Here is a 17,388-nt window from a genome sequence, read left to right as displayed (position 1 = left end):
ACCCCTCAAGTTTGCCCGTAGGCGAGCAAGCGTGAGGGGTGGTTCCGTTTTAGTTTCGTTTATTGGAGAGGCAGCTGCCGCCCGCCCAGAGGTGCGTCGTTCGCTGCCTTTCCCGGAGCGAGGATTGAGCGAATGCCACAGCTGGTTGGATGTGGCAGTCCGATGGACTTCGACCGCGTGACGTGGAAACGGTCCATCGTTACGTAGCGTACCCGGAGGCCGCCGACGGTTGCAGGCATCGAGCGCGGTGTCTTCTTGCGATCGACGTAGACCAGCAGGGAAGCTTCCGCCGGATTGTCGTGGCTCTGCGAGACGCCCACGCCGAAGAACGCGGGATCCTTCATCAGCGATTTCCAGTTCTGCTCCTTCACGGCAATGGCCGGGGCCAATACGCTTGCCGGAAGGTGGATTCCCGCTGGAACCATGTGGGAGGACGCGGCGGTATGGCTGGCGACGCTGTTGGCGGTCGCCGGGATCACCAGAGTTCGTACCCCGCCAATTGCCGCAGGCACGGGCACATTTACCTTCTCCTGGTCCACATAGACAATTACGGCGGCCTCTCCCGGGCTATCCATGCTCTTGCCGGTTGCCGTTCCCAGGATGCCCTTTTTGGCGTCAACCAGCGAAGCCTCCGCTATGCTGGCTGCCTGCTGCGCGGCTGCCATCGCTGTCGGGGAGACGCTCACGGCGGACGCAGCAGTGACGGTATTGGTGTCGTAGTTCAGGCAGGTTATGGGGTGCTGGCCGCCGCCCGTAACCTTGAAGCTTCCGCTGCTCTGGCCCGCCTGTGTCGCCACTTCGTTCAGCACCTCTCCGATGGGGCTCGCAACGCTGAATCCGTTGCCCCCCGCGTAGAAGAGGCCGATGGGCTGTGCGTTGCTGGCGTCAAGAACCATGGATCCGGAATCTCCGGCATCGCTAAAGCTGTTGCCGCCGATGGAGATCTGGTTGGTGTACGTCTTGGTCAGATAGCCGGTCGTCTCGGCGCAGTCCTTGAAGTAATCCACGCTCACGTTCTGGCTGATGGATTCGACGGTCGAGCAGGTCAGCCCGGTGGTGCGTCCGCTTTTGACCACCCGCAGCGATCCGGCGGTGAAGCTTCCCGCGGTCAGTGGTTCACCCGTTCCGCCTGCCGGGGGAGCCGCCGTCAGCAGTCCCGATTGCAGCGGACCAATCTGCAGGATAGCGCCTGAGGTGTCCACGGTGGAGCTGACTCGGGCAATGGCTGCGTCAACATTGGTCTGCGTGCTGGAGAGGGGTACGTAAGCCGTGAGGGTCGCTACGGGGCGAACGGTGGCGCCGTTCTGGCCATAGGGTGTGCAGCCGCCATCGATCAGGCCGGGCTGTACGATGGAATCCCCGACGCGCGCCTGGTCGGACTCTCCCAGCACGTGATTGTTGCTCAGGATGTAGTGGTTTCCGGCGCTGTCCTCTACCAGGGAACCCAGGGTTCCGCCGCAGCAATCGCTGATGAAGGATGCTCCGGTCTGGTCCTTCTGGAGATCGTAGTCATTGTTGTTTCCGCCGGAGGTCCCCATCTGCACCAGCCCTGTCTGTGCATTCTGGTTGGTCACCGGCGAGCTGTTCACCCCCTGCGAATCCAGCAGGATGTGCAGCGGCGTAGTGGACGTGCTGCTGTTCGCCTGCGCCACTACATAGACCGATGGACTTGAGGGAAGCGTGGCGGGCGCCTTATAAGTGACGCTGCAGGTGGTGTAGGTGTTGGCGCCTGTCTGGCAGGAGGACTGACTGAGCGTGCCCAGCGATGAGCCGCCGTCTGAACCGTTTGCCGTGGTGCTCACCACCCAATTAATCTTGCCCGCGCCGACCTCGGAGATCGAGCCCTGCACGTCCATGCTCGATCCGGCGGTGAGCGAGGAGTTCTCCGGGCTCAAGGGCTGCAGGAATCCCGGGGTTACCGTCACCATCGCCGAGGCACTGCTGGAAGTATTGCTGTTGAGCGTGGCGGTCACGCGAACCTGCACGGAATTGGCGGTGAGATATGCCGGCGGGGTATACACGCCTGCAGTTGTGATGCTGCCTGCGCCAGCGGTTGTATCGCCGTTCGCAACCTGCCAGGTCACGTTTGCCGGCTGCCCGTTATTCAGGGTGGCTTTGAAGGTCTGCTGTGTATTGGTATCCAGGGTGGTCGATGCCGGGCTGATGCTGAAAGTTCCGTTGCTGGGGCTGGAGGTGTTGCCGCCGCAACCTGCAACCATAAGGGCAAGCGGCAGGATGAGCCCAGCCACACGCTGCAAGGAAATTTTGATCATCATGGAAAGACCGGCCTTTTCTTGTGTTTTGGATGGAGGCCCTTGCGAGCCACCAATTCCTATTGAACACGAAGCTCAGCCTTTCGACGTTCATACGACGAAAAAAGTCATCCAGGAAATGGGGATTTCCCTGGTCGACCCAAGAATGTGCCGAAAGCTGTGCCGAAAAAAACCGGAAGGAGACCGGGTAGGGAGGAGTGACTCGCCTCCCTGCCCGCAGGTATCGGTTTATGCGGCGGCACCCGTCTCTCGATCCGCGCTGGGAACCAGATGCGGCGTGTGTGTCGGAGTTGGAAGAATTTTCACCTCGCCGGCCTCAATCTCTCTCATACGGCGAAGTTCGCGGGGAGTCAGTGGCTCCATCCGTTCCGCGGAGTAATACATGTGTCTTCCGCAGTCGAGGCAAACCTTGTAGGTCTGCCGTTCAATGGTAAAGGGGCGCGTCAGCCTGTCATGTCGGCATCCGAAGAGGGCGTCGTACAGGAAATCCAAGACAGCATATATCCATTCCATACGAGTCTCCTTTCATCTCCCCTGAGTTTGGCAAGCAGATCTGGGAAAGGGCCAAATTCCACTCAGTGGAGGTCCGGCGTTAATAGCCGCCGAATCTGCACGTCTATAGAGATGCCACAATACGCCAAAAGTAGCACCTATAGAGATGAGAAATTCATCTCGTTTTTACTCATGGCCATGGGTTTAGATGGTTAGTCCGTAATGCGAATGACGATCTTGCCGAAGTGCGATCCGCCTTCCATCGTTGCGAGGGCTTCCTTTATGCTGTTGAAACTAAATACGTTACCTATAGCCGGTTTCAGCTTGGAGTGGCTAATAGCGCGATTCATGTCCAGGAAGTCCTGTCTTGAGCCGACCGAGATCGCCTGTATCCTGATCTGTTTATGCAGCATAGGGCCAATGGGAAGCTTCTCCTCATTCCCCGTCAGAATGCCGATCTGCGCGATAGTCCCGGCAAAACGCACCGCCTTCAGCGACTGCTGCAGGGTTCCCGCTCCTCCCACTTCGACGATCAGGTCCGCGCCTTCTCCGCCGGTCTGCTCCAGAACCCAGGAAGCCCAGTCCGATTGCTTGCGGTAGTTCAATCCAGCATCGAGATCGAGCTTCCTGGCCCTGGCCAGCTTTTCATCGCTGCTGGAGGTTCCGATGACGCGTGCTCCCAGCAACCTGGCGAATTGCAGGGCGAAGAGCGATACTCCACCCGTTCCCTGGATGACCACCGTCTCTCCCGCTCGCACCTGGTGCGCGCGGTTCACGGCATTCCATGCGGTCACGGCGGCACACGGTAGAGTCGCGGCCTCCCCATACGTCAGGTGTGCAGGAACGGCCACCACTCCCTCAGCCGGCAGCGCCACATACTCGGCCAGCATGCCGTCGATGTCGCCGCCCAATGCGCCACGAGACTTGGCAGCGGTGAGGTTCCCATCCAGCCAGTTCTGCATGAAGATGCCTGCGACGCGGTCGCCCACCTTCCAGCCCTGCACCTCGGAGCCGACTTCGACGATCTCCCCGGCACCGTCAGAGCAGGGAATTCGTGGCAGCGCCATCTTGGGGTTGTAAAGCCCCTTTACCATCAATAGATCGCGGAAGTTCAAGGAAACCGCATGGATGCGCACCAGAACATCTCGCGGCCCCGGAACTGGCATAGCGATCTCCACCTGCTCCAGTTGCTCCACTCCAAAAGTCCCAATTCGCCATGCTTTCATCGTTGACTCCTGTGTTAAATGACATCGACTACAGTGAAGATGCGACAAAGTATGCTCCGGATTGTGGAAAAACACGTAACATAGAAGTATGTCTAAAGGATGGGAAAGCAAAAGCGTAGAAGAGCAAATGGCACTCAAAGAGTCGGAATCGGCCCGGACGGAGTTGACTCCAGAACTCAAGCGGCAACTGGCGATCGCCAAAGCCGCTGTTGAGCGCGAGAGGCAGGTTCTGAACCTGCAGCGGGAACGGATCCTGTCGGAGCGTACCGCCAGTCCTTATCGCCGCGCCGCTCTGACCGCTGCACTGGCTGATGTTGAACTGAAGCTGGAAGCGCTCGCTTAATCGAACCGCCGTCGCGCAGCCTGCTGCTGACGAAGCAATCTATCCCTGTGTATCCAGAGCAACTGTCTATGGAGCAATGGAGCGCCGGGCGTGGACGCTGGAATATCCCACATCTTCCGCTCTTGCTCTAAGAAAACGCTCTGAAAAGATGCCGGGGTTTCGCCCCGCCCGAATGTTTGTTCGGAGTGTATGCGAGAACCCTGCTTCGATCACGCTTTCCGGTTAAATAAGAGCGAATTGGCCTGATCGATCGATGTTAGCGAGACGCGGGCAATGTTCACGTGGGCAGGCCGGGTCGTCGCCCAGAGGATGGCGTCTGCCACATCTGCCGCGGTCAGCGGGGTAAGCCCATGGTAGACCTTCGCAGCCCGCTCCGTATCGCCTCGGAAGCGTACCTCGCTGAACTCAGTCTCCACCATGCCGGGATCGACGGTGGTCACCCGTACCGGTGTCCCTAGAAGATCCTGCCGCAGGCCATCGTTGATGGAGCGCTCTGCCGCCTTGGTGGCGCAGTACACAGCTCCGCCGGGATAGGTGAGCTCACCTGCCGTCGATCCCAGGTTGACGACATGGCCGCGGCCCCGGCTCACCATTCCAGGAACGACCGCGCGCGTGACGTAGAGCAGCCCCTTCACGTTGGTGTCGATCATCTCTTCCCAGTCGTCCAGTTGCCCGGCGTAGAGTTTATCCAGTCCGCGGCTAAGCCCGGCGTTGTTCACCAGCACATCGATAGCCTTCCACTGCTCCGGCAGGCCGGAGATGGCCGCTGCTACAGCCGTTGCCTGGGTCACATCCAATTGCAGCAGGTGAACATCGGGAGCGCCCAGGCTCCGCAGCTTCAGAGCGCTCTGCTCCAGCCGATCCTTGCGCCTTGCTGCCAGCAGCAGCCGCGCTCCTGCCGATGCAAATGCCTGGGCGCAGGCCTCGCCGATACCCGCGCTCGCTCCAGTAATGAAAACGATCTTGCCATTGAGTGCCGTCATAACGCCCATAGTATCAAGATGCGAGTTATCGGGTGAGAGCCACGCTCTGCGCCAGATGGTATTGCCCGACGGCCCAATCCTCTCGCGCCAGACCGGCGTCGGACGCCATTTGCAACTGCCGCCCGAGCAGATCCGCCAGCGGCAGACGTGTCTTGCTGGCGCTGGCCGCTTCCCGAAGAAGGTTGGTGTCCTTGATGCCGAGCGCGATGGTTGCCTCGGGCTGTTTCGTCGGATTGAGCATGACCTTGCCATAGGACGCATAGAACGGCGACTGGAAGAGCGCCGCATTCACCGTCTCCAGAAAAACCGTGGGATCGATGCCCTGTGCGCTCGCGAAGACGAAGCCCTCGCTCAACGCCTGGATCATGGCGGTAATCATGAAGTTGCCGCCCAGCTTGAGCGCGTGGGCCTGCCTGGGCTCCGCACCCACAATGGTGATGCCCCGGCTGATGGCGGACAGCAGAGGATGCAGGCGCTCGACTGCAGCTGGCTCTCCGGCGATCGCGATCCAAAGCTTGCCCTGCTCCGCAACGTTCGGGCGGCCGAAGACAGGCGCGGCGACAAAGGTCTGCCCCAGTCTGCTGTGCTCCGCCGTCAGCCGCTCGGAGAGTTGCACGCTGATGGTGCTCAACGAGACATGGATTGCGCCCGGAGCCATAGATGTGGCGACTCCTCCCTCACCAAGCACAACGCTGCTCACCGCCGCGTCGTCGTTCAGCATGGTAAAGACGATGTCACATCCGGCGACTGCGTCCTTCGCCGCTGGGGCTACCTGCAATCCGCCAAGCTCAGCCATCGGCTTCGCAGTACGATTCCACGCCGTCACATCGGCTCCGCTTTCGTGCAGCCTCCGGGCGATTGGCATTCCCATCTTTCCCAGCCCAAGAAAGGCGATCTTCACGGCAGTACCTCCGTCGATTTTTGTAATTGGATGCGTTGCGTCTGACCGGGAGAGCCACAAAGAGCGAAGCCCCCCACGCTGCAGCGGTGTGAGGGCTTCGCTCCGGTTGCGGATTAAGCTTAGGAAAACTAAAAATCAGGAAAACTGGGGAGTGACGAGGTGGTGCGCGATGGCAAACAGAGCCAGTTCCAGCCGCGTGGAGACACCCGTCTTGTCGAAGATGTTCGAGAGATGCCGCTTCACCGTCTCCTCGCTCAGCGAGAACTGCTTCGCGATGTCGCGATTGCTGCAACCTTCCACAATGCAGCCCACCACTTCCAGTTCGCGCGGGGTCAGCCCGTAGGTCTTCCGCTCGGGAACCGCGGCCTTCTGCATCAGATCGTGCAGCGCGCCGACCAGATTGACAACCCGCTTGCCGCCGATCCAGTAATCGCCCGAGGCGACAGCCCGGATGGCCGTAGTCAGGTGATCCGTGACGGCGTCCTTCAACACAATGCCGCGGGCGCCGATCTGCAGCGCTTCAATCACCTGCTGGGTGCTGATCAGGCTGGTCAGCAGCATAATCTTCACAGTAGGCGAGCCGCTCATGATCGCGCGCATCGCCTCCAGTCCGGGCAGGCGAGGCATCTGCACGTCCAGCAGAAGAACATCGGGCAGCAGCTCCAGTGTCTGCGTGATCGCATCATCGCCATCGGATGCTTCGCCCACCACCTCCAGTCCGGGATCGGACTGCAGCATATTTCGAACGCCGATGCGAACCACAGGATGATCGTCCGCCAGCAGGATTCTGATGGCACGCGTCGTCGGGCTCTTGACTCGAATGGGTGTGGTTTTCATACCTTGATCACCAAAGCTTTCCGGCATTTCTTTCCAGCAGGATACGCCGCAGTTCGTCGCAAGCAGAAGACAATTCTTTCAGGAATCTCTGCCCCTCATCTGGTTGATAACTACCCGCTTCAATCTTTCCTGCGATTTGCGACAGCCTTGCCGCGCCAATCATGGAAGCGCCGCCCTTGATGGCGTGCGCTGCCTGGCGCAGGCCCTTCAGGTCCCCTTGCTCCAGGCATTCCGTCATCTTCGGGATGCGCTGATGCACATCCTCAATGCAGGTCTCGAATACCTCCCGCATCAACGCCTTCGGCATCATGCCCTGCAACCTGGCAAAGATGGCTTGATTCAGCACGGGAGAGTCCTCGGCCACCGGAGGGCCACTGGGCGTTGCGGGCCCGGCATCGTCCTCGGCCAGCAGCCGAGCAAGCGCCGCCGTGTCGATGGGCTTCAGCAGAAAGCCGTCGAAAGGTGCGGTGGTGGCGGGCTCACTGGCGCTCATCGCCAGAATGCGTACGTCGCTGCCGGCGTGCCGGCGAAGCTGCCGCGCCAACTCTTCTCCGCACAGGCCCGGCATGTTCAGATCGACGAGGATGGCTGAGGGGCGTTCCCGGGCATCGGCATGCGCCAGCGCCTCCAGCGCCTCGTTTCCGGTAGCTGCCTGGGTCACGGAATGGCCTTCCGACCCGAGCAGGAGAGCCACCAGCTCCCGGCTGATGGGGTCGTCATCCACCACCAGGATGCTGTGCGCTTTATCGGTCTGGCTCTGTCTGGTCATCGCAGCCCTCAGCGTCCGACGACGAGCACAACGAAGCTGTGGGGCAGAATGGCCGGCCGTGGTCTGGGATTTTCCGGTGTGGACGCAGGCCGTGGACCGAAGTCCGCGGAAACCAGATAGACCTTGCCGGTTGCGCGGTCGACGGCCATGGTGCGCGCACCCGGCTTGGTCGCCAACGTCTGCAGCGTCTCGTAATCATTCGGCGATTTCTGCGAAAGTATCGTCAGGGTGCCTTCGCCGTTCGAGCTGAAGACGACCGAACCCGCCGCGTCGAAACCTGCTGCATCCGGTCCGCCGCCAATCGTGGGAGTGGCGACGACCTTGCCCGACGTTGCATCGACTACGATCATCTTCTTGTTGCTGCACACGCTGAAGAGGCGGTCATGAGCTGCGTCGATCGCCATGCCGGAGGGCTCTTCCCCAGGGGCGATCGGCCAGGTTGCCGTCACCTTTGCGGTGGCCGCGTCGATGCGTGCAATCTGGCTGGTGTCTTCGAGATTCACGAAGACCGTCCCTTTTCCATCTGCCTGCGGAAACTCGGGCCGCCCTGGCAGAGCGATCGTTGCCACTACCTTGTTGGTATGTGTATCAATCACGGTTACATCCTTGCTGCCGCCGTTAAAGGCAAGGACGCGCCCGGTCTTTGGTTCGTAGAGAATCCCGTCCGGATTTTTGCCCGTCGCGATGGTCGCCGTCACCTTGCGCGTGGCTCGGTCAAAGACGGCGACGCGGTTGCCTCTGCCGTCGCTGATGTAGCCTGACTTGCCGGATGCATCGAGCGCGATTCCATGCGTGCCCTGGAAACCGGCAATCTCCCCCGCCAGCTTGCCCGTCTGCAGATTGACAATTTGCACGCGAGGGCCGCGTGCAATGTAGAGCAGCCGCGCCGTCGAATCGACGGTTAGATAATCCCATCCGCCTTCACCGCCGATGGTCCACGTCTGCTGCACCGTGTAGGGAGATGCGCTCTCGGCCGCGGGCAATCGAACCGGAGCCATCAGCACAAGCGCACTCATCGCTGCAAAGACGGCGTGGGAGGTAATTCTCTTTGCATCCAACATTCGGGTGCCTCCAGGCACACGGAAATCCTAATCCATTCCTGCGAATATCGACGGATCTCTTTTACGGATCTCTTTGTGTTGTGGTCCTCGATCGTGTTTGCCGTGCCATCGATCGTGTGCCTTGCCATCGATGGTGACGCGGACTCTCGATCCGTCACGAACCAACCTTGTACACTCGAGTTCTGCAAGATGCCTCCGCACAGTGCCATAGGAGGAGGCCCCTGGCGCCTCCGTCTGCCGCATATCTTTGCCTCCTGTCTCGCTTGCTGTACATTGACGGGCATGGGTCGGGATAGCGAACTCGAGGAGTTACGGCAGCAGGTTCGGGAACTGGCGGCTCGTGTCCAGCGATTGGAGGCTATGCCAGACTCTGCGGCATCCCCGACCCCGCCTGGGCAAGCTGCCACGCCGCCTCCGGCAGCCACCGTGCGACGGCCCGGCGAAACGCCACCTGTGCCGGAACATATCCGAGAGACGGGCACGACAACATCGGGCGTAACAACATCGGGCACAGCAAAATCAGGCACTACGGCGGGTACTAAAACGGCGGGTACAACTAGGACGCTGGAGCAGCGAATCGGCTCGCAGCTCTTCAACCGCGTCGGGATTGTCGCCGTCCTCTTCGCCATGGCCTGGTTCCTCAAGCTGGCCTTCGATCGCAACTGGATTGGGCCGCCGGTGCAGATCGCGATTGGGCTGATTCTGGCTGTGGCTCTCGCGCTCTGGTCGGAGCGCTTTCGCCATAAGGGATACCCCGCATTTTCTTACACGCTCAAAGCATTGGGCAGCGGTATCGCGTACCTGTCCCTGTGGGCCTCGTTCAATGTCTATCACCTGGTGCCGGCTGCGGTGGCCTTTCTTGGTATGGTCGCAGTAACGGTTACAAATGCATATTTCTCCTGGCGGCAGCGATCCGAGGTGCTGGCAACCTATGCGCTGCTGGGTGGGCTGGTGACTCCGGGGCTGCTGTCTACCGGCGAGGATCACGAGATCTTTCTCTTCGGCTACCTGCTGCTGCTCTCCGTCGGAGTGGTACTGCTGGCGGATTTGCGGTCCTGGTTGCGATTGCCGGTTGGAGCCTTCGTTGGCACGGGATTCTATTTCTTTGCCTGGTTTGGCGAGTTCTACCACCCACCCCTGGCCGCTCTTACGCTCACGTTTGTGGCGCTGTTCTTCGTAGTGTTTTCGGCTGTTCCGCTGCTTACCCTGCGCAGTTTCGGGAGCGAGTCCGCCCCGCCCGCTGCGAGTATATTTCTTGTCGCCGCTCCGGTCGCGATTGCTTTGCTCGCGGCCATCGAGGCATATTCGCTGGTGGCGCACCCGCAGCAGGCGTGGCTGCGCCAGTGGATCGCGCTCGTCCTGGCTGCAGCGTCGATCGCGCTATCCCACCTCGCGCGATTGCAACCGCGGGCAAACGTCGCCGAGCGCAAGTTCTTCGTCACGCAGGAGGCGCTGGCCGCCTTCTTTGTCGCGCTCGCCATCTGGTTCCACTTCACTGGATACGCCATCGTGCTGGGGTGGCTGGGGGAAGCGCTGGCAGGGATCGCCATCGCATTCTGGCGGCCTCGTCCCGGCAGGCGCGAACTGGGCGCTGCCGTTGTGGTCCTCTGCTTCCTCAGCCTCTTGCTGCTGGAGATCAGCGATCCGCTGCATCAGCCGGTGGACGTCGTTCTCAATGCCCACTTCGCCACATACATGGCGGCGCTTGCGGCCTTTGCCGTCGCCCTGCGGATCAGTGTGCTGGGCCTCAGGCATGCGGAGCAGAAGTCCGTGCTCTCCTGGAGCGCACTCGCTGCCCTCCTCACGATTGCCTTCAATGTCGTGGCGCTATGGTCCGTCGCATTTGAAATTCACCATTACTGGACCTGCGGAGCCAGCCTTGCCGGGAACCTCTGCAGAGTGATCGATCCCCGCGATCTGGTCTATTCGCAATTTGCCTACAGCGGCTGGTTCATGGCCTATGGGGCGGCGTTGATGGCGACGGGTTTCCTCGCGCGCTCGGCGTTCCTGCGCTGGCAGGCCCTGGTCCTGCTCGCGCTGGCGATTGCCAAGGTATTTCTCTTCGATGCCAGTCAACTCAGCCAGGGATATCGCGTGGCCAGCTTTTTGGCGCTGGGCGTGGTGCTGCTCGCCATCAGCTTCGCCTATCAGCACGACTGGCTGGCTCTTCGCCGCGACACGTAGAGCCACCAGTCAGCAAGGAAGCCATGAGAACGACGCACGCCTAGCCCATGAAAGGATCGACCTAGCGCATGACAGGATCGACCTGGTTCAGCCAGTCCGGTGGTTTCAGAATCTCTCTTGGCTTGGAGCCATCGGCGGGGCCTACGATGCCGTCGCGTTCCATCATGTCGATCAGGTGCGCCGCGCGTCCGTAGCCAATGCGCAGACGACGTTGCAGCAGGGAAGTGGAAGCCTTGCCGAACTCCAGAATCAGGCGCACCGCGTCCTCGAACAACTCGTCGTTGTCGTCGTCGCTCACTGTATCCAGGTCGCGCCCCTTGTCGTCCTTGGGAGAATCGAGGAATCCGTGCGCATACTCCGCCTCGCCCTGATTCTTCCAGAAGCCAACCACCGCCGCCGTCTCTTTTTCCGTTACGAAGGGAGCGTGCAGGCGCTGCAGGCGCGAGGTTCCCGGCGGCAGAAAGAGCATGTCGCCGCGGCCCAGGAGGCACTCCGCTCCATTCGAATCCAGAATCGTTCGCGAGTCCACCTTGGTTGCCAGGCGGAAGGAGATCCGCGTCGGCACGTTGGCCTTGATCAGCCCTGTGATGACATCCACCGAGGGCCGCTGGGTCGCAAGGATCAGGTGGATGCCCACGGCACGCGCCATCTGCGCCAGCCGCGTGATGGCCTCTTCCACATTCGACTTATCCAGCATCATCAGGTCGGCAAGCTCGTCGATGATGATGATGATGTAGGGCAGCGGCTGCTGCTCCTCCGAGTCCTCGAACATGCTCGGCGTGCCATTCTCAAACAGCTTGTTGTACTGGTCGATGTTGCGCACGCTGCGGGAGGCCAGCAGCTTCAGCCGCCGCTCCATCTCGCGCACCGCATTGCGCAGAGCATTCGCCGCAAGCTTGGGCTCGGTGATGATGGGCGTAAAGAGGTGCGGAATCCCCTCGTACATCCCCAGTTCCACGCGCTTGGGATCGACCAGGATCAGCCGTACCTGCTCCGGCGTGGAGCGATAGAGCACGGACATGATCATGGCGTTGATGGCCACCGATTTGCCGCTGCCCGTCGATCCTGCGATCAGCACGTGAGGCATGGTCGCCAGATCTGCGGTCACAATGCGGCCGTTGATGTCCTTGCCCATTGCCAGAGTCAGACGCGACTTGGCATGCCCGAAGGTCTCCGATTCGATGACGTCCCGCAACCAGATCGTCTCGCGCTCATGGTTCGGAACCTGGATGCCCACGGTGCTCTTGCCTGCCATGCGCTCGATCAGGATGCTCTCTGCCCGCATCGCCAGGCAGAGATCGTCGGAGAGGCCAGTGACGCGGCTATACTTCACGCCCGCCTCGGGCCGGAACTCGAAGGTCGTGACCACCGGCCCGGGATTGATCTGCACCACCTGGCCCAGCACGCCGAACTCGGCACATTTCTCCACCAGCACCTGGGCATCTGCCCGCAGTTCATCTTCGCGGACTACCTGCTCCTCTTCACTGCGGAAGAGCAGGGAACTGGGCGGCAGCTTGAAGCCGCTGACCGATTTCGGAGTCACGGTTACCGGTCGGAGCACAGCGTCGGCGCGTTCGCCGACCACGATGCCTTCGTCTGCATCCTGCTGCTGCGGCTGGCCTGGCTCAGCGGCGTCTTCAACCCAGCCCTCCTCCGGCGTCGGCACGGGGTCCGGGACAGCCTTGGCCCGCGGAGGCACCAGCCGGGGCTTCAACTCTTCCACCGGAATAGGCTCCGGTTCGGGATCGGGAACCTTCGCGCGCGGCATCTGCTCCCATAGGGTTGGCGGCGGCGCAGGCTCGTCGTAGAGTTCGGCAAAGCCGGCACGACGATTGCCCGTGTCCTCTTCTTCCTCGGTCGTGGCTGGAGTCACCTTCTGCGACTTGCCGACTGCCTTGCGAGCCTTTACCAGTGCTTTTTCGCGAGCTGCTTCTTGTTTGCGGGCGCGCTTCAGTTCTTTGGCCCGAGCACGCGCCATCTTCCAGTTGGTCCAGCGATCGCGCCAGTTCGACAGAAACGCAAAACGCACCACCAGCCAATCGCGGCTGGTGTTAAAGGAGAAAGTCGTGCTCAGGTAGGCAGCGATGGCGACCATCGTCACCACCACCACGCAGGCTCCGGGAAAGTTCAGGTAGGCAACCAGCGCGTCCACCACCAGGTGGCCCACCAGCCCTTCAATCGGAAGAGTATGCATCCACAGCATATGGCCGGGCAACAGGCCGAGCAGCGCCGGCACAAAAATCAGGCTCAGAGCCACTCCGCTCCACTTGGCCAGGGGTGGCCCTGCCGGCCTGGAACGCAGCCAGGTGTAGCCGAGGCCGCCAAGAAACAGGGGAAAGCAGAACGCGCCAAGGCCCTCGACCTGCAATAGCAGATCGCTGATGGTGGCGCCGATCAGCCCCGTCCAGTTGTGCGCAGGACGGCCCGCGGCAAATCCGCCCACCGTATTCAGCGAGGGGTCCGTAGCCCGATAGGAGAGAAGCGAGAGGAGAAGGAGGCTAGCCGCAACAAGCAGCATCAGCCCGACCAGTTCGTTCAGGCGGCGGTTGCGCGTAGGCGTCAGTACCAATTTGAGTGGCTTCATTGAGGCGCGCGACGATGCCCGCGGTGGAACGGAAATTCGGTCCATCGGCAACACATCCCGAACACCAGAGCAATTCCAATTATCCCAGAATGGACTCTCCGGGGGGACAAAATCCCCGGGGTGGTATCCACATCTCCAACTACCAGAACGGGGTACGCGGAACCGGCAGGCAGGGCAGATACAGGGATCGGGGGAACGGGGCAGGGAGGCTGAGATAGCGGACTGGGACAGGGAACCGGGACAGCCTCCCGGCTCCGCCTATCCTCTACATTCCGAAGAGCTTCGTGCCAAAGACCAGTAGCAATCCGCCCACAACGATGCGGTAGATGGCGAACAGTACGAATCCGTGATTGCGGACCCACTGCAGGAACCACTCCACGCATCCCAGGGCCACCACAAACGAGACCACGAAGCCGATGGCCAGCACAACCCAGTCGTGTCCCGTCATTACCAGGGGAGCTATCGCCTCCGCGCCCTCGACGTGCTTCGGGTGCAGAGTCTTCAGCAGGTCGTAGCCGGTCGCCGCGATCATGGTTGGAATCGAGACCAGGAAGCTGAACTCCAGCGCAGCCGAGCGGGTCATACCCACGAGTTGACCGGCGGCGATGGTCGACATGGAACGGGACGTTCCCGGAAAGACGGCGGAAAGCGTCTGGCACAGGCCAATCCAGATAGCTTGCCCCAGCGACATCTGCTCTACGTCCCTGGTGGTCGCCTCGCGACGAACGCTCCATGCGTCTACCACCCACATGATGATGCCGCCGATCACCAGCGCCAGCGCCATGATGCGGATGCTTTCCAGGTGCTTGCCGATCAGCTTGGTCAGCAGCAGCGAGGGAACCGCGGTGCAGACAAAGGCGACAAGGGTCAGTGTCAGCGGATGGTTGAAGACGGTGCGGTCGCCTTCCTCGCCCTCGGGAAAGGTGCGCAGAAATTCGATGATCCTGCCCAGGAACAGCAGCAGCAGGGCCAGAATCGCGCCTAACTGGATCACGATGGTGTACATCTTCCAGTAGGGATTGGTCAGATTGATTTGCAACAATGCTTCGGTAATTCTCAGGTGAGCGGTGGAACTGACCGGCAGAAACTCCGTCAATCCCTCCACAATGCCTAGCAACACAGACAATACGTAATCGTTCAAGAAACCTCCGGCCCTGCCGTCTACTCGCGATCGATACCGTAAATGGGAATATCCTGCTCCAACTTGTATACCAAAGCGGCGGCCCTGGCCGCATAATCCGTCTGCGGCCAGTGACTTACCAGCTTACCAGCCAGATCCCGCGCCTTCGCCTTTGCGCCGTCGGATTTCTTCCTGTCCTCGTTCGCGGCGTAGATGTCTACCAGCACACTTTGGCGGTACATGGCAGAATACAGCGCTTCCGCCGCCTTGGGGGAGTCAGGATGCTCGGTGACGTACTTCTCGTAGGTCTCCGACTCCTTCTCCGGGCACTTAGGAGAGCCCTGCCAGTCTCCGCACAGCTTATTGTCAATCTGCAGAAAAGCAGCCATGTCGGACCATTTGCTATGCGGATACTTCTTCTCGATCTTTTTCAGTTCCTCATCGTCCAATTGCTCCCGCAGGTAGTTCTCCTTTTCGTGAGCGGACGGACGCGACATGGCATCGGCCTTCTCCAACTGCCAGCGGATATCCGCGGCGCGCCAGGCCGCCTCCGGAGCCAACGCCGATTGCGGATAGAAATCGTTGACCCGGCGATAGAGCAGGCGTGCGTCGAGCGCCGCGCGCGGAGGAGAGTGCGGCTCGCTGGCCAGGAGTTCTTTCGTGGCAGCCTCGCCCAGCAGGATCGCGTCACCATTCGGCGTCTCGGCTGTCAGGACACCCTTATCCTGCACCCATCCTGAAACCGGAGGGGGAGCCGACTCCTGCCCGAAGAGCGGAACATCCGCGTCGCGAGCCTCTTCCACGTCCGTGTTGGCAAAGACGCGCAGCCATTTGCCGCTGTGCTCCACGATCACCATCTCGCGCCCCGGGGTCATCTGCCCAACCTTCTGGGCGGAGGTGTCGGAGGATATGTAGACCACCGTCTCGCGAATCACCGTGGCGCGCGTACCCTGCGGAACGGGCGATGCGGACTTTTCCCCCAGCGCCGCCATGGGAAGCAGAAAAACAGCAAAGGCAAGCAGTCGATTCATCGGTTTCCTTAGGGTATCGCATTCAGCACTGCGCTTGCCCCCATTCTAGGGGATAGGGCTGTGTCGAAGGGGCCTGACGAATGGTGTAACATCCTTCGCTTAGGAGGCGCGATGTTCCTCGATCCAACAGCGGATGCGTTCCGATGCTCCATCGCGCCCTGGCTGTCGGTTCGGAACAGCGCTCAGGCTGTGGAGTTCTACAAATTCGCCTTCGGCGCCACAGATGCCTATCGGCTGGAGACTCCCGGAGGAGGGGTGGTAGCGAAGCTCTCCGTGCAGGGTGCGGAGTTCTGGGTCAGCGACGAGTCCCCCGAAAATGGCAACTTCAGCCCTGAGTCTCTCGGCGGCGGCTCTGTGAGAATGATCCTGACGGTGGCGAACCCCGATGCCGTCTTTGCGCAAGCCCTCGACGCGGGCGCAACCGAGGTCTTCCCGGTAGATGAGGAGTACGGCTGGCGGCTGGGGCGGGTCGTCGATCCCTTCGGCCACCATTGGGAGATTGGCCGCCCTCTCCCCTGAGGGATAGTGCCTCATCATCCTTCGCCCACATTCTTGTCATCCTGAGCGAAGCGAAGGATCCCCTTCTTCATCCCCGAAGCGAAGGATCCGCTTGATGGATCAACTACGGGGAGAAAACTGAGACGCCGCCTCCCGCATCGCGAGAGCTTGACACCGCTCTGTACGCCTGCTATTGATACTTCGCTTCTCGGCCCATCCCACGGTCTCCCCCGGTAAAAAAATCAGATCTGGAGGGAACTACCTTGAAAAGCACAGGCGCGTTCTTTGTTGCCTCGCTGTTCCTCGCATCTATCTGCAACGCGCAAGACCCACCCGCGCAGCACGCCGCATGGACGGACGTCTACCATGTCCACATCACCAAGGCCGCACCTGGCAAGGCCGGGCCGCTAGCGGACTACCTGAAGACTCCAGACCCCAAGGCGCCGATGCCTGGGCATTTCCTGGTCCTGCGTCATCAATCCGGTGAGGATTGGGACTATGCGGTTATCGAGCACATGGGCACCAAAGCCACGGTGGATGCCGCCGGTACTCCGATGCCTCCCTCCGCGCGCGACCTGAGCATCTGGCATGGCGACACGTTTGTCAGCGGCCCGCCCTGGGAGGAGTTTGCCCGCGCCATGGGCATCACCGGCGACTCGGCAGGGAAGACCGCCGATGCGGTGTATCTGGTTGCCGTCTATCGTGCGCTTCCAGGGCATCGGGATGATCTGCTGAAGGTGCTGACTACGCCCGGAGCCTCACGTGCGGAGCGCACCGCCGGTACCGTGATTCTGCGGCATCTTGAAGGCGCGCCGTGGCAGTTCCTTGAGATCTCCCGCTACAACTCGTGGCAGGATTTTGCAAACCTGGAGGAGGCTACGGAAAAGGAGACCAGAAAGGGCACGGGAGGCTGGTTCGAGTTGCGGGAGAACATCTCCTACCACACGGACACCCTCACGGATCGCATCGCTCCATAAGGCACCGGGGATATCAAAAGAGTGCAGAGAGCCGGAAAGCAATAGAGGGCCGGAGGAGGCTTGAGGGGGGCCGGGAGAGCGGCCTTCCTCAAGCCGCATTCCTATCAGC

At 61.0% G+C, this 17,388-nt stretch carries 15 protein-coding genes; 4 read left to right on the top strand and 11 right to left on the bottom strand.

The window, feature by feature from the left end; genetic code table 11:
• Nucleotides 1-59: 59 nt before the first annotated feature.
• The 3 genes from VM554_07270 to VM554_07260 all read right to left on the bottom strand — a co-directional run bounded on the left by VM554_07270 (nucleotide 60) and on the right by VM554_07260 (nucleotide 3,991).
• Nucleotides 60-2,276 carry a hypothetical protein gene (locus tag VM554_07270; GenBank protein HVJ08167.1) on the bottom strand — a complete coding sequence of 739 codons (2,217 nt, stop codon included), beginning with the start codon at nucleotides 2,274-2,276 and terminating at the stop codon, nucleotides 60-62.
• A 225-nt stretch (nucleotides 2,277-2,501) separates the two neighbouring features.
• Entirely contained in the window at nucleotides 2,502-2,786 is a 285-nt protein-coding gene (locus VM554_07265) for a hypothetical protein (GenBank protein ID HVJ08166.1), read from the bottom strand.
• 191 nt (nucleotides 2,787-2,977) lie between these two features.
• On the bottom strand, nucleotides 2,978-3,991 hold the full coding sequence (locus VM554_07260; protein ID HVJ08165.1) for an NAD(P)-dependent alcohol dehydrogenase: 1,014 nt from the start codon (nucleotides 3,989-3,991) through the stop codon (nucleotides 2,978-2,980).
• 127 nt (nucleotides 3,992-4,118) lie between these two features.
• Between VM554_07260 and VM554_07255 the strand changes: the two genes are divergently transcribed.
• Nucleotides 4,119-4,334: a hypothetical protein gene (locus tag VM554_07255; protein ID HVJ08164.1), complete on the top strand. Its 216-nt coding sequence runs from the start codon at nucleotides 4,119-4,121 to the stop codon at nucleotides 4,332-4,334.
• A gap of 209 nt (nucleotides 4,335-4,543) precedes the next feature.
• Here the strand turns inward: VM554_07255 and VM554_07250 are convergent, their stop codons facing one another.
• The 5 genes from VM554_07250 to VM554_07230 form a co-directional block, all read right to left on the bottom strand.
• Nucleotides 4,544-5,317 carry an SDR family NAD(P)-dependent oxidoreductase gene (locus VM554_07250; protein ID HVJ08163.1) on the bottom strand — a complete coding sequence of 258 codons (774 nt, stop codon included), beginning with the start codon at nucleotides 5,315-5,317 and terminating at the stop codon, nucleotides 4,544-4,546.
• Nucleotides 5,318-5,342: 25 nt separating this feature from the next.
• A complete protein-coding gene (locus VM554_07245; protein ID HVJ08162.1) occupies nucleotides 5,343-6,218 on the bottom strand; it encodes an NAD(P)-dependent oxidoreductase in 876 nt (291 codons plus the stop codon).
• A 135-nt stretch (nucleotides 6,219-6,353) separates the two neighbouring features.
• Complete coding sequence (locus VM554_07240; GenBank protein ID HVJ08161.1) at nucleotides 6,354-7,055, bottom strand: response regulator transcription factor; 702 nt, start codon at nucleotides 7,053-7,055, stop codon at nucleotides 6,354-6,356.
• A 7-nt stretch (nucleotides 7,056-7,062) separates the two neighbouring features.
• Entirely contained in the window at nucleotides 7,063-7,824 is a 762-nt protein-coding gene (locus VM554_07235; protein HVJ08160.1) for a response regulator, read from the bottom strand.
• Between the two features lie 8 nt (nucleotides 7,825-7,832).
• Nucleotides 7,833-8,885, bottom strand: coding sequence for a YncE family protein (locus tag VM554_07230; GenBank protein HVJ08159.1), 1,053 nt, complete (start codon nucleotides 8,883-8,885; stop codon nucleotides 7,833-7,835).
• A gap of 360 nt (nucleotides 8,886-9,245) precedes the next feature.
• Here VM554_07230 and VM554_07225 point away from each other — a divergent pair, with 360 nt between their 5' ends.
• Nucleotides 9,246-11,069, top strand: coding sequence for a DUF2339 domain-containing protein (locus VM554_07225; GenBank protein ID HVJ08158.1), 1,824 nt, complete (start codon nucleotides 9,246-9,248; stop codon nucleotides 11,067-11,069).
• A 61-nt stretch (nucleotides 11,070-11,130) separates the two neighbouring features.
• On the opposite strand, the gene VM554_07220 is transcribed toward VM554_07225, so the two are convergent.
• The 3 genes from VM554_07220 to VM554_07210 all read right to left on the bottom strand — a co-directional run bounded on the left by VM554_07220 (nucleotide 11,131) and on the right by VM554_07210 (nucleotide 15,804).
• The gene (locus VM554_07220) at nucleotides 11,131-13,698 is read right to left on the bottom strand and encodes a DNA translocase FtsK (protein HVJ08157.1); all 2,568 of its coding nucleotides are present in this window, start codon (nucleotides 13,696-13,698) and stop codon (nucleotides 11,131-11,133) included.
• A gap of 220 nt (nucleotides 13,699-13,918) precedes the next feature.
• Nucleotides 13,919-14,794 carry an undecaprenyl-diphosphate phosphatase gene (locus VM554_07215; GenBank protein HVJ08156.1) on the bottom strand — a complete coding sequence of 292 codons (876 nt, stop codon included), beginning with the start codon at nucleotides 14,792-14,794 and terminating at the stop codon, nucleotides 13,919-13,921.
• Between the two features lie 20 nt (nucleotides 14,795-14,814).
• A complete protein-coding gene (locus VM554_07210; protein HVJ08155.1) occupies nucleotides 14,815-15,804 on the bottom strand; it encodes a hypothetical protein in 990 nt (329 codons plus the stop codon).
• A gap of 111 nt (nucleotides 15,805-15,915) precedes the next feature.
• On the opposite strand from VM554_07210, the gene VM554_07205 reads away from it, so the two are divergent.
• Together VM554_07205 and VM554_07200 are read left to right on the top strand one after the other, a co-directional pair.
• Complete coding sequence (locus VM554_07205) at nucleotides 15,916-16,323, top strand: VOC family protein (GenBank protein ID HVJ08154.1); 408 nt, start codon at nucleotides 15,916-15,918, stop codon at nucleotides 16,321-16,323.
• A 242-nt stretch (nucleotides 16,324-16,565) separates the two neighbouring features.
• Nucleotides 16,566-17,279 (top strand): hypothetical protein, encoded by a 714-nt coding sequence (locus VM554_07200; GenBank protein HVJ08153.1) that lies wholly within the window; start codon nucleotides 16,566-16,568, stop codon nucleotides 17,277-17,279.
• The last annotated feature ends 109 nt before the right edge of the window (nucleotides 17,280-17,388 follow it).

Source organism: Acidisarcina sp. (genome assembly GCA_035539175.1).
Classification (GTDB): Bacteria; Acidobacteriota; Terriglobia; order Terriglobales; family Acidobacteriaceae; genus JANXZS01.
This window is presented reverse-complemented; position numbering and strand designations above follow the sequence as displayed.

Excerpts from the sequence above, each read along its gene's own strand:
- VM554_07255 (HVJ08164.1), top strand. The coding sequence starts at position 4,119 with ATGGCACTCAAAGAGTCGGAATCGGCCCGGACGGAGTTGACTCCAGAA.
- VM554_07205 (HVJ08154.1), top strand. The coding sequence starts at position 15,916 with ATGTTCCTCGATCCAACAGCGGATGCGTTCCGATGCTCCATCGCGCCC.
- VM554_07250 (HVJ08163.1), bottom strand. The coding sequence starts at position 5,317 with ATGACGGCACTCAATGGCAAGATCGTTTTCATTACTGGAGCGAGCGCG.
- VM554_07225 (HVJ08158.1), top strand. The coding sequence starts at position 9,246 with ATGCCAGACTCTGCGGCATCCCCGACCCCGCCTGGGCAAGCTGCCACG.
- VM554_07210 (HVJ08155.1), bottom strand. The coding sequence starts at position 15,804 with ATGAATCGACTGCTTGCCTTTGCTGTTTTTCTGCTTCCCATGGCGGCG.
- VM554_07240 (HVJ08161.1), bottom strand. The coding sequence starts at position 7,055 with ATGAAAACCACACCCATTCGAGTCAAGAGCCCGACGACGCGTGCCATC.
- VM554_07220 (HVJ08157.1), bottom strand. The coding sequence starts at position 13,698 with ATGGACCGAATTTCCGTTCCACCGCGGGCATCGTCGCGCGCCTCAATG.
- VM554_07260 (HVJ08165.1), bottom strand. The coding sequence starts at position 3,991 with ATGAAAGCATGGCGAATTGGGACTTTTGGAGTGGAGCAACTGGAGCAG.
- VM554_07265 (HVJ08166.1), bottom strand. The coding sequence starts at position 2,786 with ATGGAATGGATATATGCTGTCTTGGATTTCCTGTACGACGCCCTCTTC.
- VM554_07235 (HVJ08160.1), bottom strand. The coding sequence starts at position 7,824 with ATGACCAGACAGAGCCAGACCGATAAAGCGCACAGCATCCTGGTGGTG.
- VM554_07230 (HVJ08159.1), bottom strand. The coding sequence starts at position 8,885 with ATGTTGGATGCAAAGAGAATTACCTCCCACGCCGTCTTTGCAGCGATG.
- VM554_07270 (HVJ08167.1), bottom strand. The coding sequence starts at position 2,276 with ATGATGATCAAAATTTCCTTGCAGCGTGTGGCTGGGCTCATCCTGCCG.